Raw genomic sequence first — 19,259 nt, 5'->3', positions numbered from 1 at the left:
CAACAAACAGGACGGGCAGGTGAGCGGCATGCCTGAGAACACGGATGACGGTAGATGGCACGAAGAGGGTGACCGGAAGGGCCACCCCATGGTGCCCGCCACACCGCGCGACGTGGTGCACATCAGGGTGGGGTCGTTCATTCTGGTGTTCCTCTTCGCGTTCACGGTGCTGGGGCTCATTGCGGGCGCGCCGGTGATGGCAGGGATCGCGATCGTGTTGTTCATCATCACGATCATCGACATCGCGATGGCGATCCGGCGGCAGAAGAATCGAGACACTGGAGAGGCAGGCTGACAACCGATATGGCATCCCTTCGAGGACGCGTGGTAGTGGTGACGGGCGCGAGCGGCGGGGTCGGCCGGGCGGTGGTGCGCGAGCTGGGCGCTCGCGGCGCGCGGGTGGCCCTGATCGCCCGCGGCACGGCGGGCCTCGGCGCGGCCGCCGTGGACGTGGGAACCGCGGGCGGGGACGCGAAGGTCTACGAGGCGGACGTGGCCGACTACGAGCAGGTGAAGGCGGCGGCGGAGCGCGTCGAGGCGGAGATGGGACCGATCTCGACCTGGATCAACACCGCCTTTTCCTCAGTCTTCGCCAAGTTCACCGATATTTCGCCAGATGAGTACGCTCGTACCACTTCGGTGACGTACCTCGGCTACGTGTGGGGCACCAAGGTCGCCCTCGACCTCATGGGCCCCCGCAACGCCGGGACCATCGTCCAGGTCGGCTCGGCGCTGAGCCATCGCGGCATCCCCCTCCAGTCGGCGTACTGCGGAGCCAAGCACGCCATCAAGGGCTTCACCGAGTCGCTGCGCACCGAGCTCCTGGCCGACCGGAGCGGCATCGACGTCACGCTGGTCCAGCTCCCGGCGGTCAACACCCCTCAGTTCGAGTGGGTCCTGTCCAAGCTGCGGCGGCACCCCCAGCCCGTACCCCCGATCTACCAGCCGGAGGTCGCGGCGCGCGCCATCGTGTACGCCGCCGAGCACCCCGGACGCAAGGAATACTGGGTGGGCGCCAGCACCGCGGCCACCCTCATGGCCCAGCGCGTCGCCCCCGCCCTGGTGGACCGGTACCTGGCCAGGACCGGCGTCCAGTCCCAGCAGACGGACGAGAAGCAGCCGAGCGGGGTGTCGAACCTCTGGGAGCCGGCCGACGAGGACAAGGACTACGGGGCGCACGGCACGTTCGACCGGCGCTCCCACGGTCACAGCCCCCAGGTGTGGCTGTCCCAGCACCGGCGCGCGGTGATGCTGGCGGCGGGGGGCGCGGCCGCTGCGGTCACGGTGGCCCGCCGGCTCGCCCGCTGACCGGGGGCCTTTCTCCGGCCCCCGCCCGGCACCTGGTTACCGGGTGGGCCGCGGGAGCCCATCCCGGACCAGGCGCGCAGCGAAGTGTCCTCTGCCGATGTACCCGCCATGCCCCATCGCCCGACCCGGCAACAGCCCTGTTCATCCCCCACCAGCCGCCCCAAAGATCATTGGTCGGGCAACGGGAGCGTCCCCGGACCACTGCGATCCTCAGAGTCGCAGCACTCGCCTCCAGAGGGCCCGAGGATCAAGGCGGTTCGGCTCAGCGCCCCGGCAAGGCTCGCTCCAGCTCGATCAAAGCCAGCGCAGGCCCCTCCTCGAACTCGTGGTCGTGAGTCCTGCCGGTCTCGGTGAAGCCGTTCTTGGCGTAGAAGCGGCGGGCCTGGGCCGAGTCCCGAATCGTCCACAGGTGCACGTCGTCGTACCCGGCGTCGCGTGCCGCGTCCAGGACGGCCGTCAGCAGAACGCCGGCGATGCCGCTGCCCCAGACGTCCGGATGGGCGAAGAAGGTATAAATCTCCGCGGAGCCGGGACGGGAAGTGGAAGCCCCGAACCGGGCGAAGGCCCCGGGCCGCTCGTTCAGGCGCGCCAGCAGGATCGGGTCCCCACCCTCGGCCAGGATGCCGTGCCACTTGCCGCGCCGCTCCTCGATCCCGGCCGCGGCGACCTTCGGCGCACACAGCGGGCCGTGCGAGACGCCCCAGGACAGGGCGTGGATCTCGCCGAGGACGTCCCCGTCGCCGGGTTGCGCGGGGTGGACCGTGATCACGTCAGGCATGCCTCAGACACTACTGTCAGCAACCGTTGCCAGCCTCGCCGGGGGACGAGAATTCGATCTACCGGTCCCCACATCGACATGGCAGATCAGACAGCCGTACGCGAGCCGGTCCCAGTTCCAAGGGCGCCTGCGACTCCGAGGAGCGCGCTGTCACGTCCTGCCCCTGGCTCAACGGAGCACAACTGAGAAGTGGGTTCTGAACGACGTTTCTCAGTTGCTCTCAGTACGTCGCGCGTCCCTTACGCGAGGATCGCGGTGGCTTCGACCTCGACCAGGTGGTCCGGGACGGACAGGGCCGCGACGCCCAGCAGGGTTGCCGGTGGGGTCGCCGTCGTGCCCAGTTTCGCCTTCGCCCGGGAGATCCCGTCCAGTAGCGCGGTCATCTTGTCGGGGGTCCAGTCCACGACGTGGACGGTGAGTTTCGCCACGTCGTCGAAGGAGCCGCCGGCCCCGGCGACGGCGGTGGCGACGTTGAGGTAGCACTGTTCGACCTGTGCGGCGAGGTCGCCCGCGCCGACGGTGGTTCCCTCGGCGTCCCAGGAGACCTGGCCGGCGACGAAGACCAGCCTCGTCCCCGACGCGACCGCCGTCTGGTGGTAGACGTCGATCTCGGGCAGCCCCTCGGGGTTCAGCAGGGTGACGGGCATGGTGGTACGCCTCCTCATGGGGGCGGCCGGGACGCGCACGGCCGCCCAAAGCTCTCTTGTGGTTACTGAGGAACTGTAGGAGAGTGTCCGCTGACGTGGAAGAACGCACTTTTCAGTGACTGGGGAACCTCATGGTGACCAAGCAGTTCAAGGGCTCGGACGGCGAGGCGGACCTGAGACGGGCCGACTCCCTGGCACGGGAGATCTTCACGGACGTCGCCAACAAGTGGGCGCTCCTGATCATCGAGGCCATCGGCGCGGGCACCCTGCGGTTCGGCGAGCTGCGCGGCCAGGTCGAGGGCATCAGCCACAAGATGCTCACCCAGAACCTGCGCATGCTGGAGCGCAACGGGCTGGTCGAGCGGAAGGTGTATCCGACCGTGCCTCCGCGGGTGGAGTACACCCTCACCGAGCCGGGGCGGGCCCTGCGCGCGACGGTCGACGCGATGTGCGCGTGGACACAAAGCCACCTCGGCGACATCGAGGCCGCCCGCCGCCGCTTCGACGCCTGACGCCCGACGCGGGGACCGGCCAGGCGAAGGAGGTTTCAACTGCCGACAAATGGGGTCGGGTGACGTCAGGCCCGAGTTAAGCGCCGCGCAGGGGGTAGGCGGCGTGAAACTCACGAGGAGGGTCTTGATGCCTGAACGCGATCTCCAGTACTTGACCGAACTGGCCGCGCAGCTGCGCGTCGACTCCGTACGCGCCGCCGCGGCGGCCGGTTCCGGGCACCCCACCTCGTCGATGTCGGCGGCGGACCTGATGGCCGTGCTGTTCGCCTGCCACCTCAGGTACGACTTCGACCGCCCCGACAACCCCGGCAACGACCACCTGATCTTCTCCAAGGGCCACGCCTCCCCCCTTCTCTACTCGCTCTACAAGGCGGCGAAGGTCATCGACGACGAGGAGCTGCTGTCGTTCCGGCGCCGGGGAAGCCGGCTGGAGGGGCACCCCACCCCCCGGCTGCCCTGGGTGGACGTCGCGACCGGCTCGCTCGGTCAGGGGCTGCCGGTGGGCGTGGGCGTGGCCATGGCGGGACGGCTGGAACGGCTGCCGTACCGGGTGTGGGTGTTGTGCGGTGACAGTGAGCTGGCCGAGGGGTCCATCTGGGAGGCGGCCGAGCACGCCGGGGCCGAAGGGCTGGCCAACCTGGTCGTGATCGTGGACGTGAACCGGCTGGGGCAGCGCGGCCCGACCCGGCACGGATGGGACACCGGGGCGTACGCGCGCCGGTTCGGCGCCTTCGGCTGGCACACGATCGAGATCGACGGCCACGACCCCGGCCAGATCGACTTCGCGCTGGGGGACGCCTGCAACACCCGCCGGCGTCCCACCGTGATCCTGGCCAAGACCCGCAAGGGCGAGGGGGTCGTCGAGGTCGAGAACCGGGAGGGCGCGCACGGCAAGGCGCTCAAGGATCCCGACAGGGCCATCGACGAGCTGGGCGGGCCGCGCAGCGTCCATGTGGACGTGCACAGGCCGGAGGGCGACGCCGAGCCGTACCACTTCGACCCGCGACCGGCGACGGTGCCCGAGTTCGAGGTCGGCGCGAAGGCGGCGACCAGGGCGGCGTTCGGCGCGGCGCTGGCGGCGCTCGGCGCGGCCCGCGGCGACGTGGTGGCGCTGGACGGCGAGGTGGCCGACTCGACCAAGACCGAGGAGTTCGGCCAGGCGTTCCCCGAGCGCTTCTTCGAGATGTACATCGCCGAGCAGCAGCTCGTGGCGGCGGCCGTCGGCCTGTCGGTGCGCGGCTGGACCCCGTACGCGGCCACCTTCGCGGCGTTCCTGACCAGGGCGCACGACTTCGTCAGGATGGCCGGCGTGAGCCAGGCGTCGATCCGGCTGGTCGGCTCGCACGCCGGCGTCTCGATCGGCGAGGACGGCCCCTCGCAGATGGGCCTGGAGGACCTGGCCATGATGCGGGCGGTGTACGGCAGCACGGTGTTGTACCCGTGCGACGCCAACCAGGCGGCGGCGCTGACCGTCGAGATGGCGGACCTGTCAGGGGTGTCCTACCTGCGCACCACCCGTGGCGAGACGCCGGTCATCTACCCGCCCGGCGAACGTTTCCCGGTGGGCGGCTCGCGGGTGCTGCGGAGCTCGCCCGACGACCGGGCCACGATCGTGGCGGCCGGGATCACGGTGCACGAGGCGCTGGCGGCGGCCGACGAGCTGAGGGCGGCCGGCATCCCGGTCGGCGTGATCGACCTGTACTCGATCAAGCCGGTGGACGCGGCGGTGCTGGTGGAGGCCGCCACGACGACGGGCAACCTGATCACGGTCGAGGATCACCGGCTGGAGGGCGGTCTCGGCGACGCCGTGCTGGACGCCGTCAGCGAGCTCGGCCCGCGGGTGGTGAAGCTCGCCGTGACCGGGTTGCCCGGGTCGGCGACGCCTGAGGAACAGCTCGCGGACGCCCGCATAGACCGCCACGCGATTGCCGAGGCGGTCAAGCGGTTGTTGTGAAGGAACTAGCGGGCCTTCGCCGTGGCCTTCCTGTTGGCCTTCTTGATGGCGTCCACCAGTTCCGTCTTGGTCATCCTGGATCGGCCGCGCACCCCGAGCCTGGACGCCACGCCCTGCAAGTGCTCCTTGCCGGCGTTGGCGTCCACGCCCTCCTCGGTCCTGCCGGAGCGGTCGGTCGCGCCCTTGTCGGACGGTCCCTTCTGCCCCTTGGGCTCCCAGTGGTCTCCGACCTTCTCGAAGGAGTGCTTGAGTGCGGCGAACGCGGTCATGTGCGCGCGCCGCCCCTCTCCGTACTCCTTCACGGCGGAGTCGTGCGCCTTGATCCACGTGTTCTGTGCCTTCTTCGGCGAACGCTTGATGGTCGACGGCAGCTCGTCAACGGCTGGCATGTCGATTCACCTCCTACAGCGGCGGCTCGTCGTAGTGGCGGCGCTCCTCGTACACCGTGGTCCTGCGGGTCTCCGGCTCCTCGTAGATCTCGTGCCGGTGCACCGGCTCGTCGATCGGGCCGACCGCCCTGCGGGTGACGCTGATCCGGTAGATGCCGAACAGCAGCCCCGCCAGGCCACCGAGCATGAGGATGACGCCCACGACGTTGATGTCGAGACCGGCGAGGTCGAACTCGACGGCCCAGGTGAGGATCGCACCGAGCATGATGAGGATGATGCTTCCGGCGATGGTCATCAGATTTACCTCCTTGACACGAAGGAACCTCTATCCACATGTCGAAAAACAAACCAGTCGTGGTGATCGGGCTGATGGGATCGGGTAAGACGACCGCGGGCCGCCTCCTCGCCACAGCGCTGGGGATGCCGTTCACGGACAGCGACCCGTTCCTGGAGAAGGAGCACGGCGGCACGGCGGCGCAGATCGCCGTCCGCGAGGGGGCCGGCGCGCTGCACCGGTACGAGGCCGAGCACGTGCTGGCGGCGCTGGCGGGCGAGCCGAAGGTGATCGCGGCGGCGGCCAGCACCGTGGAGGATCCCCGGGTGCGCGAGGCGTTGCGCGAGGCGTTCGTGGTCTGGGTGGACGCCGCCGACGCCGTCCTGGCCCGGCGCATGAGCTCGGGCGCGCACCGCCCCGAGTTCCAGCCCGCGGAGATGCGGGCCCGGCGCGAGCGCTACTTCCAGCAGGTGGCGGACCTGACGTGTGACGTCGGCGTGCTGACCCCCGAGGAGGTGCGCGACGCGGCTCTGCGGAAAATGGGTTTGCCCGCCGATGAGCAGGACTGATACCCAGAGGGGATGTTCGCCGAGAAACCCACTCTGACGGGTGAGCGCGTCCGGTTGCTCCCGGTCGGCCCCGAGCACGTCGAGGGCCTGATCACGTTGATCAGCGACCCGGAGGTGCAGCGGCTGACGGGCTCGCACGGCGAGGTCGACCACGGGGTGGCCCGCCAGTGGTACGGCACGAGGGGCGAGCACGCCGACCGGCTCGACCTGGCCATCATGGCCGGCGACGAGTACGTCGGCGAGGTCGTGCTCAACGAGCTCGACCGGCACAACCTGTCGTGCAACCTGCGGATCGCGCTGATCGGCGCCCGGGTCTTCGGCAAGGGCTACGGCACCGAGGCGATCGAGCTGGTCCTCGGCCACGCCTTCGCCACCACGCCGCTGCACCGCATCGGCCTCGGCGTCTTCACCTTCAACGAGCGGGCGCGGCACGTCTACAAGAAGATCGGGTTCGTGGAGGAGGGCGTGCAGCGCGACGCCCTGCTGTGGGAGGGCGAGTGGCACGACTCCGTGACGATGTCGGTGCTGCGGCCGGAGTGGCAGTCAAGATCCAGAAGCCTGGCATAATGATCATGACGCATGGGTCCCCCGAGGCGCGCGGGGGACCTGTGGTCGTTCCCTCACAACCAACGGCCGGTCCGGCGCATCTAAGCATCAGTGACGATGCGCTTGGTGCCTGGTGATCCCGAGAGGCTGGGCGGCTTCTGGCTGGCCGCCCGGCTCGGCGCGGGCGCGCGCGGGGTGGTCTACGACGCCTACGACGACGAGGGCCGCCGCTACGCGGTGAAGGTGCCCCGGGTCGAGGTCGAGCCGGTCGCGCGGGTGAGCTGCCCGCATCTGGCGGAGGTGGTCGCCTCCGGGGTCGATCACGGCATCCCCTACGTGGTGAGCGAGTTCGTCGACGGGCCCGACCTGCGGCAGGCGGTCGAGCGGCACGGGCCGTACCGGGGCGAGGAGCTGGCGGCGCTGGCGGGCGCGTTGGCCGGGGCGCTCCGCGCGCTGCACGCGGCCGGGCTGACGCACCGCGACCTGCGGCCGGAGAGCGTGCTGCTGGCGGCGGGCGGCCCCAAGGTGATCGACATGGGGGTGGCGGTCGGCGGGTCGCTGGGGGCGACGTGCACGTACCTGGCCCCCGAGATCCTGACCGGCAGCGGCCACGAGACGGCGACGGACGTCTTCTCCTGGGGGGCCGTGGTGCTCTACGCGGCCACGGGCGGCGATCCGTTCTCCGGGCGGAGTCTCGGCGCCGTGCTGCACCGGCTGCTGACCGTCGATCCCGACCTGAGCGCCCTGCCCGACGGGCTGCGCGAGCTGGTCGGGCGGGCGCTGGCCAAAGACCCCGCCGCCCGCCCCGCGGCGGACGAGCTGCTGGTCGAGGCCGATCCCGCCGCGTTGCGCCCGCCGGCGGGCGTGGCCGGGCACAGGTCGCTCGGCGAGCTGGCCGAGCGCGTCTACGCCGGGCTCACGCCGCGCCAGCAGGAGGCGGTGCCGGGCCTGCTGCTGCGCCTGATGGACGGCGACGACCCCCACGACGAGGGCGGCGTGCTGGCCCCGCTGATGGACGCCGGGCTGCTCGTACGCCGGAGCGTGCGGGTGCCGCCGACCGAGACCGCGGTCGGCAAGCTCGTGGCCGTGCGCGACGACCGGGTGGCGCCGGCCAGCGCCGCGCTCTACCGGGCCTGGCCGCGCCTGCGCGGCTGGGTGGCCGACGAGCGCGACGGCCTGGCCGTCCATCGGGAGCTGCGCCTGGCGGCCGACCGGTGGTCGCGCCACCGGCGCGGGCGCACGTACCTCTACCGCGGCGACCGGCTCGACACGGCGCTCGGCTGGGCCGCGGCCAGGCGCCGCCACCTGCGGCTCAACCAGCTCGAACGCGACTTCATCGGCGCGAGCGTGGCCATGTCCAAGCAGCGCAGGCGGCTGCTGCGGCCCTCGCTGGCGACCCTGGCCGCCGCCCTGGCCGTCGCGGTGTCGATGTCGGCCGTCTCGCTCAACGGCGAGCGGGAGCTGCGCGGACACCTCCTTGAGGCCAACGCGCGGGCCGTGGCCGCCCGCGCCGAGGCGCTGCGCTCCTCCGACCCGCGTACGGCGATGCGGCTGAGCGTGGCTGCCTGGCGGATGTCGCCGGTGTTCGAGGCACGGGTGGCGTTGCAGGCGTCGCTGGCGCAGCCGGAGCTGGGCGTGTTCACCGACCCCGCGGCCGACGAGCGGGCCGGCTACCTGCTGCGCGGCGACGAGCTGGTCAGGTGGCGCGACCGCACGCTGAACGTCTGGGACGTCCGCAGCGGCCGGCAGCTGGCCGCGCACGCGCTTCCCGAGGGCAGCGCCGCGCTGAGCGACGACGGCCGGTACGCCGAGGGCCCCGGCGGGCAGCCCGTCGAGGTGGCCACCGGCCGGGCCCCCGCGACCGGGACGTACACGATCACCAGCGGCAACCGCACCAGGGTCTACCGGGGCGCCGAGGTGCTGCTCGACGTGCTCGACCACCGGGTGGCGGTGTCACGTGACGGGAGCCGGGCCGCGGTCTCCGACCTGGACGGGCGGGTCGAGCTCTGGTCGCTTCCTGGCCGGGCCAAGGAGGGGGAGTTCACCGTACGGCCGCAGACCGGGCCGGACCGGTCTGCGCCGCCCCTGTCGTTCAGCCCCGACGGCCGCACCCTGGCCGTCGCGGGCCGCGACGGCGTGACCCTCCGCACGCCCGGCGCCGAGCCGCCGCAGGAAGCCACCGCGACGACCACCGCCACCACGGCCACCACGGCCATCACCGCGTTCGCGGCGGAGGCGGGCGACGGGGAGATGCCGGCGGACGGCTCCGCCGGCACGCCCGTGTTCAGCCCCGACGGCAGCCTGCTCGCCCTCCCCGGCCGGGACGAGGTGCGCCTGTGGAGCGTGGCCGACCGGCGGCTGGCCGGCGCCTACCGCTTCCGCGGCGACCAGCACGGCGACCTGGCCTTCTCCGCCGACGGCCGCACCCTGCGCTACCTGAGCGGCCTGGGCTCGGTCGTCTCGCTCGACGTCTCCGGGCTGCCGGCACCCTCCCACGGCGTCCGCACGGCCGCGCTGTCGAGCGACGGCCGGGTGGCGGCCAGAGACGTCGGGAACGCCATCCGGCTCACCGACGTGGTGGCGCGCAAGCCGCTGGCCGAGATCGCCGCCACCGGCGACGTGGCCTTCGACGCGGCGGGCAGGCTGCTGGCCGTGGCGGGCGACCCGGTCACCGTCTGGGAGGCGTCGGGCGGCAGGAGGGTCGCCGTCATCGACGCGGGCGGCGACGTACCGGCTGTGGCCCTGTCCCCCGGCGGCGACACGCTGGCCACCGCGCGCGGCCGTCGGCTGGAGACCTGGGACGTGCGCGCCGGCCGCCGGATCAGGGCCTACGAGGGTGCGGGCGACCTGGCGATGGCCTTCAGCCCCGACGGCTCGACGCTCGCCTCCGGCACGAACCTGCTCGACCTGCGTACCGGCGAGATCACTCCGCTCGCCCCGGCCGCCGCCCGGCCCACCGCGCTCGCCTTCTCCCCCGACGGCCGCACGCTGGCCCTCGGGCTCGGCGCCGGACGCGTCGAGCTGTGGGACGTACGCGAGCGCGAGCGGGCCGGCTCGGTCGAGGCCGGCACGGCCCCCGTGCACGACCTGCGCTTCTCCCCCGGCGGCGACCTGCTCGCGATCGACGCCGAACGCACCTCCCTGTGGGACGCCGGCACGTTGCGCGAGGTCGGCCAGGTCGGGTCGTGGGCCGAGGGCCTGGCCTTCAGCCAGGACGGCCGCAGGCTGCGCGGCGTGGCGGCGGACGGCAGCGTCCGCGAGAGCCCGGTGGACCCGGCGCTGACGGCGCAGGAGGTGTGCGCCCGCGCGGGCGGGCCGCTCAGCCAGGACGAGTGGAGCCGGCTGATCCCGGAGAGCGGCTACCAGGGCGGCTGCTGAGCCGGGCGGCCGGTCAGGAGGCGGGGTAGGTCTTGAGCACCCTGCCCTGGGGGTCGGCCACCAGGTAGCCGGTGCGGTAGGCGTCGCCGAGGTAGACGAGCAGGACCTGCTTGGTGCTGGTGAAGACGAAGTTGGGATCGATGATGAGGTAGCGCGTGGTGGGCTTGCGCACGCCGAGGACGCTCTCGGCCTTCTTGAGCAGGCCGGGCAGGGCGTCCCAGTTGTACTTGGCCAGGTCGACGGGCGGGGTGCGGACGGTGGAGCCGGTGCCCTCGCGGGTGGCCTTGCCGTCGCGGTAGGCGTAGCGGTCGTAGACGGCCGGGTCGCCCTTGAGCGGCGCCTCGGCGGAGATGTACGTGGGGTAGACGACCATCCGGACGACCTTGGTGCCGCCCATGACCGGCTTGAGCGCCTTGATCGCGGCGCGGATGCCGTCGGGGGTGAGCAGGTTCTCCGGCTGCGGCTCCGGCTCCTTGCTCGCCTCCGGCTCCTGGGCGTCGGTGGTCTCCACCGGGGTGATCTGCGGCGTGTCCGGCTGGGTCGGCTCCTCGGCGCCGCGCACGCCCGGGAGCAGCGCGTAGACCAGCACGCCGGTCACCGCCAGCGCGCCCACGGAGGCCGTCACGGCGGCGACCGGCGAACGGCGGGCGCGGCGCGACGCCACGGTGCCGGGCTGCGAGAACGACGGCTGCGGCCCCCAGGGGTGCGGCGCCCCGGGCGGCACGGTGGCCCCCTGCCGCGCCACGGGCGGCACGGTGGCCCCCTGCGGCCGGCCGTACTGGAGCGGACCCGGCGACGACGGACCCTGATGGAGCGGGCCGGGCGACGACGGGAAGTGGCCCTGATGGAGCGGGCCCGAGGGTGCGGACGGGTGACCGGGCTGGAGCGGTCCCGAGGGTGCGGACGGGTGGCCGGGCTGGAGCGGGGCCGGGGCGGGCGGCAGGTAGGCGGGCGGGGCCGAGCCGGGGTCGGCGGCGGCGGCGAGCATGCGGTCGAGGGTGTCGGCGTCGGGCCGGCCGGCCGGGTCGCGGCGCAGCAGCGCGCCGAGCACGGGACCGAGCGGCCCGGCCCGCTCCGGCGGCGGCACCTCCTGGTTGAGCACGGCGGCCAGCGTCGCCAGCGTGGTGCTCCGGCGCAGCGGGTGGCGGCCCTCGACGGCCACGTACAACAACATGCCGAGCGACCACAGGTCGGAGGCGGGGTCGCCCTCGTGCCCGTTGATGCGCTCGGGCGCCATGTACTCGGGCGAGCCGATGAACGACCCGGTCGCCGTCAGGCTGGTCGACTCGCGCACGGCGGCGATGCCGAAGTCGGTGAGCACCGAGCGGCCGTCCTCGCGCAGCAGCACGTTGGCGGGCTTGACGTCGCGGTGCTGGATGCCGACGGCGTGCGCGGCGCGCAGCGCGGACAGCACCTCGCGCCCCAGGCGGGCGGTCTCCCAGGGCGTCATGGGCCCGCGCGCGAGGCGGTCCTGGAGCGAGCCGCCGGTGACCAGCTCCATGACGATCCACGGGTAGCCGTCACCGCCCGGGTCGACGATGTGGTGGATGGTGGCGACGTGCGGATGGTTCAGCCGGGCCAGCGCGCGGGCCTCGCGCAGCACCCTGGCCCGCAGCTCGCGGGCGGCCTCGGGATCGTGCTCCTCGAACGAGGGATCGGGCGGCCGGACCTCCTTCAGCGCGACCTCGCGGTGGAGGGCGGTGTCCCAGGCGCGCCACACCAGGCCCATGCCACCGCCGCCGAGCCTCTCGGTCAGCTCGAAGCGGTTGTCGATCACGCGTTTGTGCATGGGAAGCAGCGTAGGGCCGGGTCGTGGTCGCCGTCATCAGGGTGGTCGCGGTGGTGATGGACGGGCTGGTTGGATGGGCGCCATGAACGCAGGCGATCACCAGCTCGGCATCTACCTGACGGGCATGCTCGAAGGCCGTACGCCGGAGCTGACCACCGACCTCTCGGCCCTGGAGGGCGCGGCCAGGCGGGTGCTCTCGCCCGAGGCGCTGGGCTACATCGTGCCCAGCGCGGGCAGCGGCTCGACCGCGCGGGCCAACCTGGAGGCGTTCGAGCGGCGCCGGATCGTGCCGAGGATGCTGCGCGGCGTCGCGCGGCAGCGTGACCTGTCGTGCGAGGTGCTGGGCACCCGGATGGCGGCGCCGGTGCTGGTGGCGCCCATGGGGGTGCAGACGCTGGCCCACGAGGAGGGCGAGCTCGCCACCGTGCGGGCCGCGGCCGCGGTCGGCGTCCCGTACGTGCACTCGACGGCCGCCGCCCACGACTTCGAGCAGGTGGCGGCGGCGGGCGGGGACGCGCCGCGCTGGTACCAGCTCTACTACCCGACCGACCGGGACGTGTGCCTGAGCTTCCTGCGCCGGGCCAGGGCGACCGGCCATTCGGTGCTGGTGGTCACGCTGGACACGACGCTGCTCGGCTGGCGTCCGGCCGACCTCGACCGCGGCTACCTGCCGTTCCTGGCCGGCACGGGCATCGCCAACTACCTGAGCGACCCCAACTTCGCCGGGGTCGAGAACCCGGTCGCCCACTGGGCGGGCATGTTCCCCAACCCGGGCTTGAGCTGGGACGACCTGCCGTTCCTGCGCGACCACTGGGACGGCCCGATCGTGCTCAAGGGCATCATGAGCACCGAGGACGCGCGCCTGGCCGCCGAGCACGGCGTCGACGGGATCGTGGTGTCCAACCACGGCGGCCGCCAGGTCGACGGCGCCCTGGCCGCGCTCGACGCGCTGCCCGGCATCGCCGAGGCGGTCGGCGACCGGCTGACGGTGCTGTTCGACTCGGGCGTGCGCACCGGGGCCGACGTGGTCAAGGCGCTCGCGCTGGGCGCGCGGGCCGTGCTGGTCGGCCGTCCCGTGCTGTACGGGCTGGCGCTGGGCGGGCAGGCGGGCGTCGAGCACGTGCTGCGCTGCCTGCTGGGCGAGCTGGACATCACGCTCGCCCTGTCCGGCTACTCCTCCCCGGACGAGCTGGGCCCCGACGCGCTCGCCTGAGGGCACATCGAGGTCCGGAAATGACCGCGATTGCCCCTACCTTTGTCCCCATGGATCCCCTCATCTCCCAGCGCGCGCTCAACCGGGCCACGCTCGACCGGCAGCTGCTGCTGCGCCGCGGCGGCGGCAGCGTGCAGGAGGTCGTCGAGCGGCTCGGCGGCCTCCAGGCGCAGACCCCCCACACCTGGTACGTCGGCCTGTGGAACCGCATCGAGGGGCTCAAGCCCGAGGACGCCTCCGGCCTGCTGGCCGGCCGCGAGCTGGTGCGCATCGCGTTGCAGCGCTCCACCATCCACCTGGTCACCGCCCGCGACTGCCTGGCCATGCGGCCGCTGTTGCAGGTCGTCACCGAACGCATGACCCGTACGACGTTCGGCCGGCGGCTGGCGGGCGTCGACCTGGACGAGCTGGCCGCGACCGGCCGGGCGCTGCTGGAGGAGCGTGCGATGACCTTCGCCGACCTCGGGCGGGCACTGGCCGAGCGGTGGCCGGAGCACGACCAGCACGCGCTCGGCCAGGGCGTGCGCTGGCTGCTGCCGCTGGTCCAGGTGCCGCCGCGCGGGTTGTGGGGCAGGAGCGGGCCGGTCGCGCACACCACCGCCGAGTCGTGGCTGGGCCCGGCGGAGGTGCCGCCGATGACGCCCGCCGAGCTGGTCCGGCGCTACCTGGCCGCCTTCGGCCCGGCCTCGGTGCAGGACGCGCAGACGTGGTCGGGCCTGACCAGGCTCGGCGAGGTCGTCGAGTCCATGGACCTGGTCCGCTTCAGGGACGCCGCCGGCCGCACGCTGTACGACCTGCCGGAGGCCGTCCGGCCGGCGGCGGACGTCCCGGCCCCGGTGCGGCTGATGTACGACTTCGACAACCTGTTCCTGTCGCACGCCGACCGCTCGCGGGTGATCAGCGAGCGGGGCGCGGCCGTCATGCAGGGGTCGTTCATGGGCACGAACGTGATCCCCCGGATCATCCTGGTGGACGGCGTCACCGCCGGCGACTGGACGGTGACCAGGGCCAAGGGCGTCTCCACGCTGAACGTGCACCAGTGGACGCCGATCGCCGAGCTGGACGAGGTCGAGCGGGAGGCGCGGCTGCTGCTGGAGTTCCTCGCCCCCGACGACAAGCACGACGTCTCAGTCCTTGACCGCCCCTCCAAGCCCTGACACGAGCCGCCGCTGCACCGCCACGAAGAAGATCAGCACCGGGATCGTCATCAGCGTCGAGGCCGCCATGATCCCGCCCCAGTCGTTCTCGTTGGGCTTGAAGAAGACGAGCAGCGCGGCGGGCAGGGTCTGGTTGTCCTTGGCCGAGATGATGAAGGTGCGCGCGAAGACGAAGTCGTTCCAGGCGGTGATGAAGGAGAACACGCTGGTCGCCACCAGGCCGGGCGCGACCAGCGGGAACAGGATGCGCCACAGCACTGTCGCGCGTCCGGCCCCGTCGATCATCGCCGCCTCCTCCAGCGCCTCCGGCACCGCGGCGACGAACCCGCGCAACATCCAGATCGTGAACGGCAGCGTGAAGGCGAGCTGCACCACCACCAGCGAGGCCAGCGTGTTGAGCAGCCCCAGGTCCCGGACCACGAAGAACAGCGGGATCGTCAGCGCCTCGACCGGCACCATCTGCGCGACCAGGAACATGATCAGCACGGTCGTCCTGAACCGGAAGGCGAACCTGGTCACGGCCACCGCCGCGAGGAAGGCGACCCCGGCCGACAGCACGACCACGACGAGCGCCACGATCGCGCTGTTGAGCAGGTAGCGGGCGAAGTTCTCCCCGGTCAGCACGCGGACGAAGTTGTCCAGCGTCGGATGGGACGTCCAGGGCCTGACCTCCAGCGACTGGATCTCCCCGGCGGGCTTGAGCGCCGACAGGACCATCCAGTAGAGCGGGAACGCGGTGAGCAGGGCGACCACCAGCGCGACCGCGTTGGGCAGAAGACGGCGTCGGTTCACAGGCGTTCCCCACTGCGCCGCAGCGCCCGGATGTAGAACAGGGTGATCACGAGCAGGATCAGCGTCATGACGACCGCGACGGCCGAGCCGAGTCCGTACTCGGAGGAGCCGAAGGCGATCTGGTAGGCGTAGACGTTGAGCACGGTGTTCTGCCCGGCCACGCCGCCGCCGTTGGTCATCACGTAGATCTGGGTGAAGAGCTTGAAGTCCCAGATGACCGACTGGATGACCACGATCGTGACCAGCGGCCGCAACATCGGCACGATGATCCGCCAGAACCCCTGCCAGGCCGAGGCGCCGTCCAGCGCGGCCGCCTCCAGCACCGAGGCGGGAACGGCCCGGATGCCCGCGTACAGGGTGATCATCACCAGCGGGAACGAGTGCCACACGACCGTCGCGCCGACCACGCCGAAGGTGACCCACCGGTCGTAGAACCAGTTGAACCCGTCGATCCCGAGCACCTGGTTGACCAGGCCGAGGTCGGCGTCGAACAGGAACATCCACACGGTGGAGCCGGTCATCGCGGGGGCCGCCCACGCGCCGAGCGCGGCCAGCGACAGGGCCGTCCTCGGCAGCGGCCCGGTCCTGGTCAGCAGCACGGCCAGGGTCGCGCCGACCGCCAGCGTCGCGACGACCAGCGCCGCCGCGAACCCCACGGTCTGCGCCAGCACCTCCCAGAACCGCCGGTCGCCGAGCAGCGCGGCGTAGTTGCCGAACCCGACGAACGTGCTCGGCTGCCCGCCGCTGACCTGCGCCTGCCGGTAGTCGAAGACCGACAGCAGGCCGAGCATGTAGACGGGATAGCCGAACATGGGGACCAGCACGGCCGCCGCGGGCAGCAGGTAGAGCCAGGGGCGCCCGCGGCGGACGGTCGTACCTCGGCTCACGAGCGGCCGAAGGCGGTCTTGACGGCCGCGGCCGCCTCGGTGGTGGCCTGCTCGACGGTGGACTGACCGGTCGCGACCTTCTGCAACATCGTGGGGACGACCTTGCCGTTGTCGATCTTCACCCAGGCGGGGTCGATCGGCACGAACCGGGTGCCCTTGGCCACCGTGTCCAGGAACGGCTTCACGAACGGGTCCTTGGCCGCCAGCTCGTCGCGGGCCGAGGTGAGCGTCGGCAGGTTGCCCATCGCGTCGTACATCTTGGCCTGGTACGCCTTGCCGCCCAGGAGCTTGACGAAGTCCGCGGCCAGGGTGCGGTGACCGGCGTTCTTCAGCACGCCCAGGTTGTTGCCGCCGGCGAAGGCGGGCGCGATCGAGCCCTCGGCCGCGCCGGGCAGCGGGACGACGGCGTACTTGCCGGCCGCCGCGCCGGCGTCCACGGCCGAGCGGTTGAAGTTGCCGAGTATGCCCATCGCGGCCTTGCCGCCGGCGAACAGCTCGACCGTCTTGCCGCCGGTCAGCGAGACGCACGCCTGCGGCGGGCAGACGTCGTCGGTCAGCAGGTCCGTGTACGCCTTGACGCCCTTGCGCGACTGCGGCGAGTCGAGCGAGGTGATGTCGCCGCCGGCGTCCCAGACGAAGGGCAGGGCGCCGAAGGTGTACTCGCCGCCGACGGCGATGCCGTACAGGTCGGGCTTCTTCTCGCGGATCGTACGGGCGGTCTCGGTCAGGGCGCCGATGGACGTGGGCGGTTTCAGACCGAGCTCGTCGAAGACGTCGGTGCGGTAGTAGAGGGCCCGGATGCCGATGAACCACGGCAGGCCGTACTGCTTGCCCTGGACGGAGGCCGACTTGACCAGGTCGGGGGTCAGGTCCAGGCCCTTCAGGTCGGCGGTGAGGTCGGCGAATCCGCCGGCGGCGGCGTACTCGGCGAGGTCGGTGTTGCCGTACTCGGCGACGTCCGGGGAGCTGGCCGGGTCGTTGAAGGCGCCCTTGAACTTCTCGTGCCGGGCGGGCGTGGTGGGGATGTAGGTGACCTCGACCTTGACGTCCGCGTGCGCGGCGGTGAACTCCTTGATCGCCTCGTTGACGACCTTGTCCTTGGGGGCCCGGTTGGGCTCGTCGAAGAGCCAGACGCGCAGCGTCCCCGTCCGCTCGTCGCCGCCGCCGGAGGCGGGAGCGGTCGAGGGGGCGCAGGCGGCCAGCGTGAGCAGGGCCGTTCCGGCCGCGGCAAAGTAAAGAAACTTCACTATTACCTCCTGCGCAGACACTAGGAATTCGCCCCGGAGTCGAGAAGACTTGTCAGGAGATGTTGTGCAGTGCACAACAGGGTGCTGCATTGCGCGAAATTTCATCGAATATGGTGACTTGCGTGCCCGAACGCAACCAGTCCGCCTCGCTCCGGCGCGCCCTGGCCGTCCTGGACCACGTACGCGGCCACACCGGCCTGTCGCTCACCCAGCTCGCCGAGGGCGTGGGCCTGTCCAAGAGCACGGTGCTGCGGCTGACCGTCCCGCTCGTGGAGGCCAGGCTGCTCGAACGCGACCGCAGGACCGGGGCGTACCGGCTGGGGCACGGCACCCTCCAGCTCGGGCAGGCGTACCTGGCCACGCTGGACCTGCGCGCGGTCGCCGCCGAGGAGTCGCACCGGCTGATGAGCGAGGTGCGCGAGACCGTGCACCTGGTCGTCTACGACCACCCGCACGTCGTCTACATCGACAAGGTGGAGAACGAGACGAACGTGCGCATGGCCTCGCGCATCGGCAGCCGCGGCCCGGTGCACGCCACGGCGGTCGGCAAGGCGATCCTGGCCTGGCAGCCGGAGGAGGCCCTGGCCGGGCTGGCGCTCGACCCGATCACCAAGCACACCATCACCGACGCCGACCGGCTGCGTGCCGAACTGACCCACATCCGGCGGCGCGGCTACGCGGTGGACGACCGCGAGAACGAGCCCGAGGTGCGCTGCGTCGCCGCGCCGATCTTCAACCACAACGACGCCGTCGTCGCCGCCGTCTCGGTCTCCGGGCTCACCTCGCGGATCACCGCCGCGCGGGTGCGGGAGCTCGGGCCGCTGGTGGCCGGGGCGGCGTCGCGGATCTCCAGAAAGCTGGGCAGGCCGACCACATGACCGAACTGGTGACCTTCGGCGAGACCATGGCGCTGTTCGCCGCCCGGCGCACCGGGCCGCTGCGCTTCGCCCGCGACTTCGACCTGGGCCTCGGCGGCGCCGAGTCGAACGTGGCGATCGGCGTGGCCCGGCTCGGCCACCGGGCGACGTGGGCCGGACGGGTGGGCGACGACGAGTTCGGCGACCTGATCCGGGCCACGCTCGCCGGCGAGGGCGTGGACGTGCGCGCGGTCACCGACCCGGACGCCCCCACCGGGCTGATGATCAAGGGCAGGCGCACGGCCGACCTCGTTGACGTGCGGTACTACCGCAAGGGCAGCGCCGGTTCCCGGCTGCGGCCGGCCGACCTCGATCCGGCGCTGATCGCCTCGGCCCGGGTGCTGCACGTCTCCGCGATCACCCCGGCGCTGTCGGCGTCGGCCCGGGAGACCGTGGCGCACGCGATCGCCGTTGCGCGGGCGGCCGGCGTGCTCGTCTCGCTGGACGTCAACTACCGGCGGGCCCTGTGGACGGCGCAGGAGGCGGGCGCCTGGCTGCGGGAGACGGTCGGCGGCGTGGACGTGCTGTTCGCGACCGTGCCGGAGGGCCGCCTGGTCGCCGACGTCGACGACCCGGCGGAGCTGGCCAAGGCGCTCGCCTCGCTCGGGCCCTCGTACGTGCTGGTCAAGTCGGGGTCGGCGGGCGCGCTGGAGTTGTCCGGCGGGGTGCTGCGCCGGGCGCGGCCGTACCGGGTGACCGAGGTGGACCCCGTGGGGGCCGGGGACGCGTTCGCGGCCGGGTGGCTGGCCGACTGGCTGGCCGGGGCGGACGCGGAACGGCGGCTGGACACCGCCTGCGCGGCAGGGGCGTTCGCTGTGACCTCGCAGGGCGACTGGGAGAGCCTGCCCCGCCGCTCCGACCTGGGCCTGCTCGGCCGGGGCGCCGACGGCGTGAGCAGGTAG

At 72.4% G+C, this 19,259-nt stretch carries 19 protein-coding genes; 11 read left to right on the top strand and 8 right to left on the bottom strand.

The window, feature by feature from the left end; translation table 11 throughout:
• The first annotated feature begins 28 nt into the window (after positions 1-28).
• Together ABZ444_RS16235 and ABZ444_RS16230 are read left to right on the top strand one after the other, a co-directional pair.
• Positions 29-295 carry a hypothetical protein gene (locus ABZ444_RS16235; protein WP_357996679.1) on the top strand — a complete coding sequence of 89 codons (267 nt, stop codon included), beginning with the start codon at positions 29-31 and terminating at the stop codon, positions 293-295.
• Positions 296-303: 8 nt separating this feature from the next.
• Positions 304-1,308, top strand: coding sequence for an SDR family oxidoreductase (locus tag ABZ444_RS16230; protein ID WP_357996676.1), 1,005 nt, complete (start codon positions 304-306; stop codon positions 1,306-1,308).
• Between the two features lie 262 nt (positions 1,309-1,570).
• Here ABZ444_RS16230 and ABZ444_RS16225 read toward each other — a convergent pair whose 3' ends face one another.
• Together ABZ444_RS16225 and ABZ444_RS16220 are read right to left on the bottom strand one after the other, a co-directional pair.
• A complete protein-coding gene (locus ABZ444_RS16225) occupies positions 1,571-2,086 on the bottom strand; it encodes a GNAT family N-acetyltransferase (protein ID WP_357996673.1) in 516 nt (171 codons plus the stop codon).
• A 239-nt stretch (positions 2,087-2,325) separates the two neighbouring features.
• Complete coding sequence (locus ABZ444_RS16220) at positions 2,326-2,733, bottom strand: RidA family protein (protein ID WP_357996670.1); 408 nt, start codon at positions 2,731-2,733, stop codon at positions 2,326-2,328.
• Positions 2,734-2,864: 131 nt separating this feature from the next.
• Here ABZ444_RS16220 and ABZ444_RS16215 point away from each other — a divergent pair, with 131 nt between their 5' ends.
• Both ABZ444_RS16215 and ABZ444_RS16210 read left to right on the top strand, forming a co-directional pair.
• Positions 2,865-3,245, top strand: coding sequence for a helix-turn-helix domain-containing protein (locus ABZ444_RS16215; protein WP_357996667.1), 381 nt, complete (start codon positions 2,865-2,867; stop codon positions 3,243-3,245).
• A gap of 127 nt (positions 3,246-3,372) precedes the next feature.
• The gene (locus ABZ444_RS16210) at positions 3,373-5,199 is read left to right on the top strand and encodes a transketolase (protein WP_357996664.1); all 1,827 of its coding nucleotides are present in this window, start codon (positions 3,373-3,375) and stop codon (positions 5,197-5,199) included.
• A 5-nt stretch (positions 5,200-5,204) separates the two neighbouring features.
• Here the strand turns inward: ABZ444_RS16210 and ABZ444_RS16205 are convergent, their stop codons facing one another.
• Positions 5,205-5,588 (bottom strand): ChaB family protein, encoded by a 384-nt coding sequence (locus tag ABZ444_RS16205; protein WP_357996661.1) that lies wholly within the window; start codon positions 5,586-5,588, stop codon positions 5,205-5,207.
• Positions 5,589-5,601: 13 nt separating this feature from the next.
• On the bottom strand, positions 5,602-5,883 hold the full coding sequence (locus ABZ444_RS16200) for a hypothetical protein (protein ID WP_352319513.1): 282 nt from the start codon (positions 5,881-5,883) through the stop codon (positions 5,602-5,604).
• Between the two features lie 38 nt (positions 5,884-5,921).
• Between ABZ444_RS16200 and ABZ444_RS16195 the strand changes: the two genes are divergently transcribed.
• From ABZ444_RS16195 to ABZ444_RS16185, 3 genes are all read left to right on the top strand, one after another.
• On the top strand, positions 5,922-6,431 hold the full coding sequence (locus ABZ444_RS16195) for a shikimate kinase (RefSeq protein WP_357996658.1): 510 nt from the start codon (positions 5,922-5,924) through the stop codon (positions 6,429-6,431).
• A gap of 12 nt (positions 6,432-6,443) precedes the next feature.
• Positions 6,444-6,998, top strand: a complete 555-nt coding sequence (locus ABZ444_RS16190) for a GNAT family protein (RefSeq protein WP_357996655.1) — start codon at positions 6,444-6,446, stop codon at positions 6,996-6,998.
• A 105-nt stretch (positions 6,999-7,103) separates the two neighbouring features.
• Entirely contained in the window at positions 7,104-10,355 is a 3,252-nt protein-coding gene (locus ABZ444_RS16185) for a serine/threonine-protein kinase (RefSeq protein WP_357996652.1), read from the top strand.
• A 13-nt stretch (positions 10,356-10,368) separates the two neighbouring features.
• Here the strand turns inward: ABZ444_RS16185 and ABZ444_RS16180 are convergent, their stop codons facing one another.
• On the bottom strand, positions 10,369-12,144 hold the full coding sequence (locus ABZ444_RS16180; RefSeq protein WP_357996649.1) for a protein kinase: 1,776 nt from the start codon (positions 12,142-12,144) through the stop codon (positions 10,369-10,371).
• Positions 12,145-12,226: 82 nt separating this feature from the next.
• Here ABZ444_RS16180 and ABZ444_RS16175 point away from each other — a divergent pair, with 82 nt between their 5' ends.
• On the top strand, positions 12,227-13,357 hold the full coding sequence (locus tag ABZ444_RS16175; protein ID WP_357996646.1) for a lactate 2-monooxygenase: 1,131 nt from the start codon (positions 12,227-12,229) through the stop codon (positions 13,355-13,357).
• Between the two features lie 50 nt (positions 13,358-13,407).
• Entirely contained in the window at positions 13,408-14,514 is a 1,107-nt protein-coding gene (locus ABZ444_RS16170; RefSeq protein ID WP_357996644.1) for a winged helix DNA-binding domain-containing protein, read from the top strand.
• On the opposite strand, the gene ABZ444_RS16165 is transcribed toward ABZ444_RS16170, so the two are convergent.
• The 3 genes from ABZ444_RS16165 to ABZ444_RS16155 are packed head-to-tail and all read right to left on the bottom strand — an operon-like array spanning position 14,485 to position 17,440.
• On the bottom strand, positions 14,485-15,306 hold the full coding sequence (locus ABZ444_RS16165; RefSeq protein ID WP_357996641.1) for a carbohydrate ABC transporter permease: 822 nt from the start codon (positions 15,304-15,306) through the stop codon (positions 14,485-14,487). The two genes, ABZ444_RS16170 and ABZ444_RS16165, sit on opposite strands and share 30 nt — an antisense overlap.
• On the bottom strand, positions 15,303-16,193 hold the full coding sequence (locus ABZ444_RS16160; protein WP_357996638.1) for a sugar ABC transporter permease: 891 nt from the start codon (positions 16,191-16,193) through the stop codon (positions 15,303-15,305). The genes ABZ444_RS16165 and ABZ444_RS16160 overlap by 4 nt, the downstream gene beginning before the upstream one ends.
• Positions 16,190-17,440, bottom strand: coding sequence for an extracellular solute-binding protein (locus ABZ444_RS16155; RefSeq protein WP_357996635.1), 1,251 nt, complete (start codon positions 17,438-17,440; stop codon positions 16,190-16,192). The genes ABZ444_RS16160 and ABZ444_RS16155 overlap by 4 nt, the downstream gene beginning before the upstream one ends.
• A 122-nt stretch (positions 17,441-17,562) precedes the next feature.
• Between ABZ444_RS16155 and ABZ444_RS16150 the strand changes: the two genes are divergently transcribed.
• Entirely contained in the window at positions 17,563-18,318 is a 756-nt protein-coding gene (locus ABZ444_RS16150) for an IclR family transcriptional regulator (RefSeq protein WP_357972885.1), read from the top strand.
• Complete coding sequence (locus ABZ444_RS16145) at positions 18,315-19,259, top strand: sugar kinase (RefSeq protein WP_357996632.1); 945 nt, start codon at positions 18,315-18,317, stop codon at positions 19,257-19,259. Before ABZ444_RS16150 ends, ABZ444_RS16145 begins: the two co-directional genes overlap by 4 nt.

Source organism: Nonomuraea sp. NPDC005730, assembly GCF_040630865.1.
GTDB lineage: Bacteria > Actinomycetota > Actinomycetes > Streptosporangiales > Streptosporangiaceae > Nonomuraea.
The sequence above is the reverse complement of the archived record's forward strand: the minus strand, read 5'-3'. Positions and strand labels throughout refer to the sequence as shown.

Coding starts and splice junctions, on each gene's coding strand:
- ABZ444_RS16225 (WP_357996673.1), bottom strand. CDS start 2,086: ATGCCTGACGTGATCACGGTCCACCCCGCGCAACCCGGCGACGGGGAC.
- ABZ444_RS16190 (WP_357996655.1), top strand. CDS start 6,444: ATGTTCGCCGAGAAACCCACTCTGACGGGTGAGCGCGTCCGGTTGCTC.
- ABZ444_RS16230 (WP_357996676.1), top strand. CDS start 304: ATGGCATCCCTTCGAGGACGCGTGGTAGTGGTGACGGGCGCGAGCGGC.
- ABZ444_RS16220 (WP_357996670.1), bottom strand. CDS start 2,733: ATGCCCGTCACCCTGCTGAACCCCGAGGGGCTGCCCGAGATCGACGTC.
- ABZ444_RS16175 (WP_357996646.1), top strand. CDS start 12,227: ATGAACGCAGGCGATCACCAGCTCGGCATCTACCTGACGGGCATGCTC.
- ABZ444_RS16235 (WP_357996679.1), top strand. CDS start 29: ATGCCTGAGAACACGGATGACGGTAGATGGCACGAAGAGGGTGACCGG.
- ABZ444_RS16205 (WP_357996661.1), bottom strand. CDS start 5,588: ATGCCAGCCGTTGACGAGCTGCCGTCGACCATCAAGCGTTCGCCGAAG.
- ABZ444_RS16195 (WP_357996658.1), top strand. CDS start 5,922: ATGTCGAAAAACAAACCAGTCGTGGTGATCGGGCTGATGGGATCGGGT.
- ABZ444_RS16215 (WP_357996667.1), top strand. CDS start 2,865: ATGGTGACCAAGCAGTTCAAGGGCTCGGACGGCGAGGCGGACCTGAGA.
- ABZ444_RS16145 (WP_357996632.1), top strand. CDS start 18,315: ATGACCGAACTGGTGACCTTCGGCGAGACCATGGCGCTGTTCGCCGCC.
- ABZ444_RS16180 (WP_357996649.1), bottom strand. CDS start 12,144: ATGCACAAACGCGTGATCGACAACCGCTTCGAGCTGACCGAGAGGCTC.
- ABZ444_RS16200 (WP_352319513.1), bottom strand. CDS start 5,883: ATGACCATCGCCGGAAGCATCATCCTCATCATGCTCGGTGCGATCCTC.
- ABZ444_RS16210 (WP_357996664.1), top strand. CDS start 3,373: ATGCCTGAACGCGATCTCCAGTACTTGACCGAACTGGCCGCGCAGCTG.
- ABZ444_RS16170 (WP_357996644.1), top strand. CDS start 13,408: ATGGATCCCCTCATCTCCCAGCGCGCGCTCAACCGGGCCACGCTCGAC.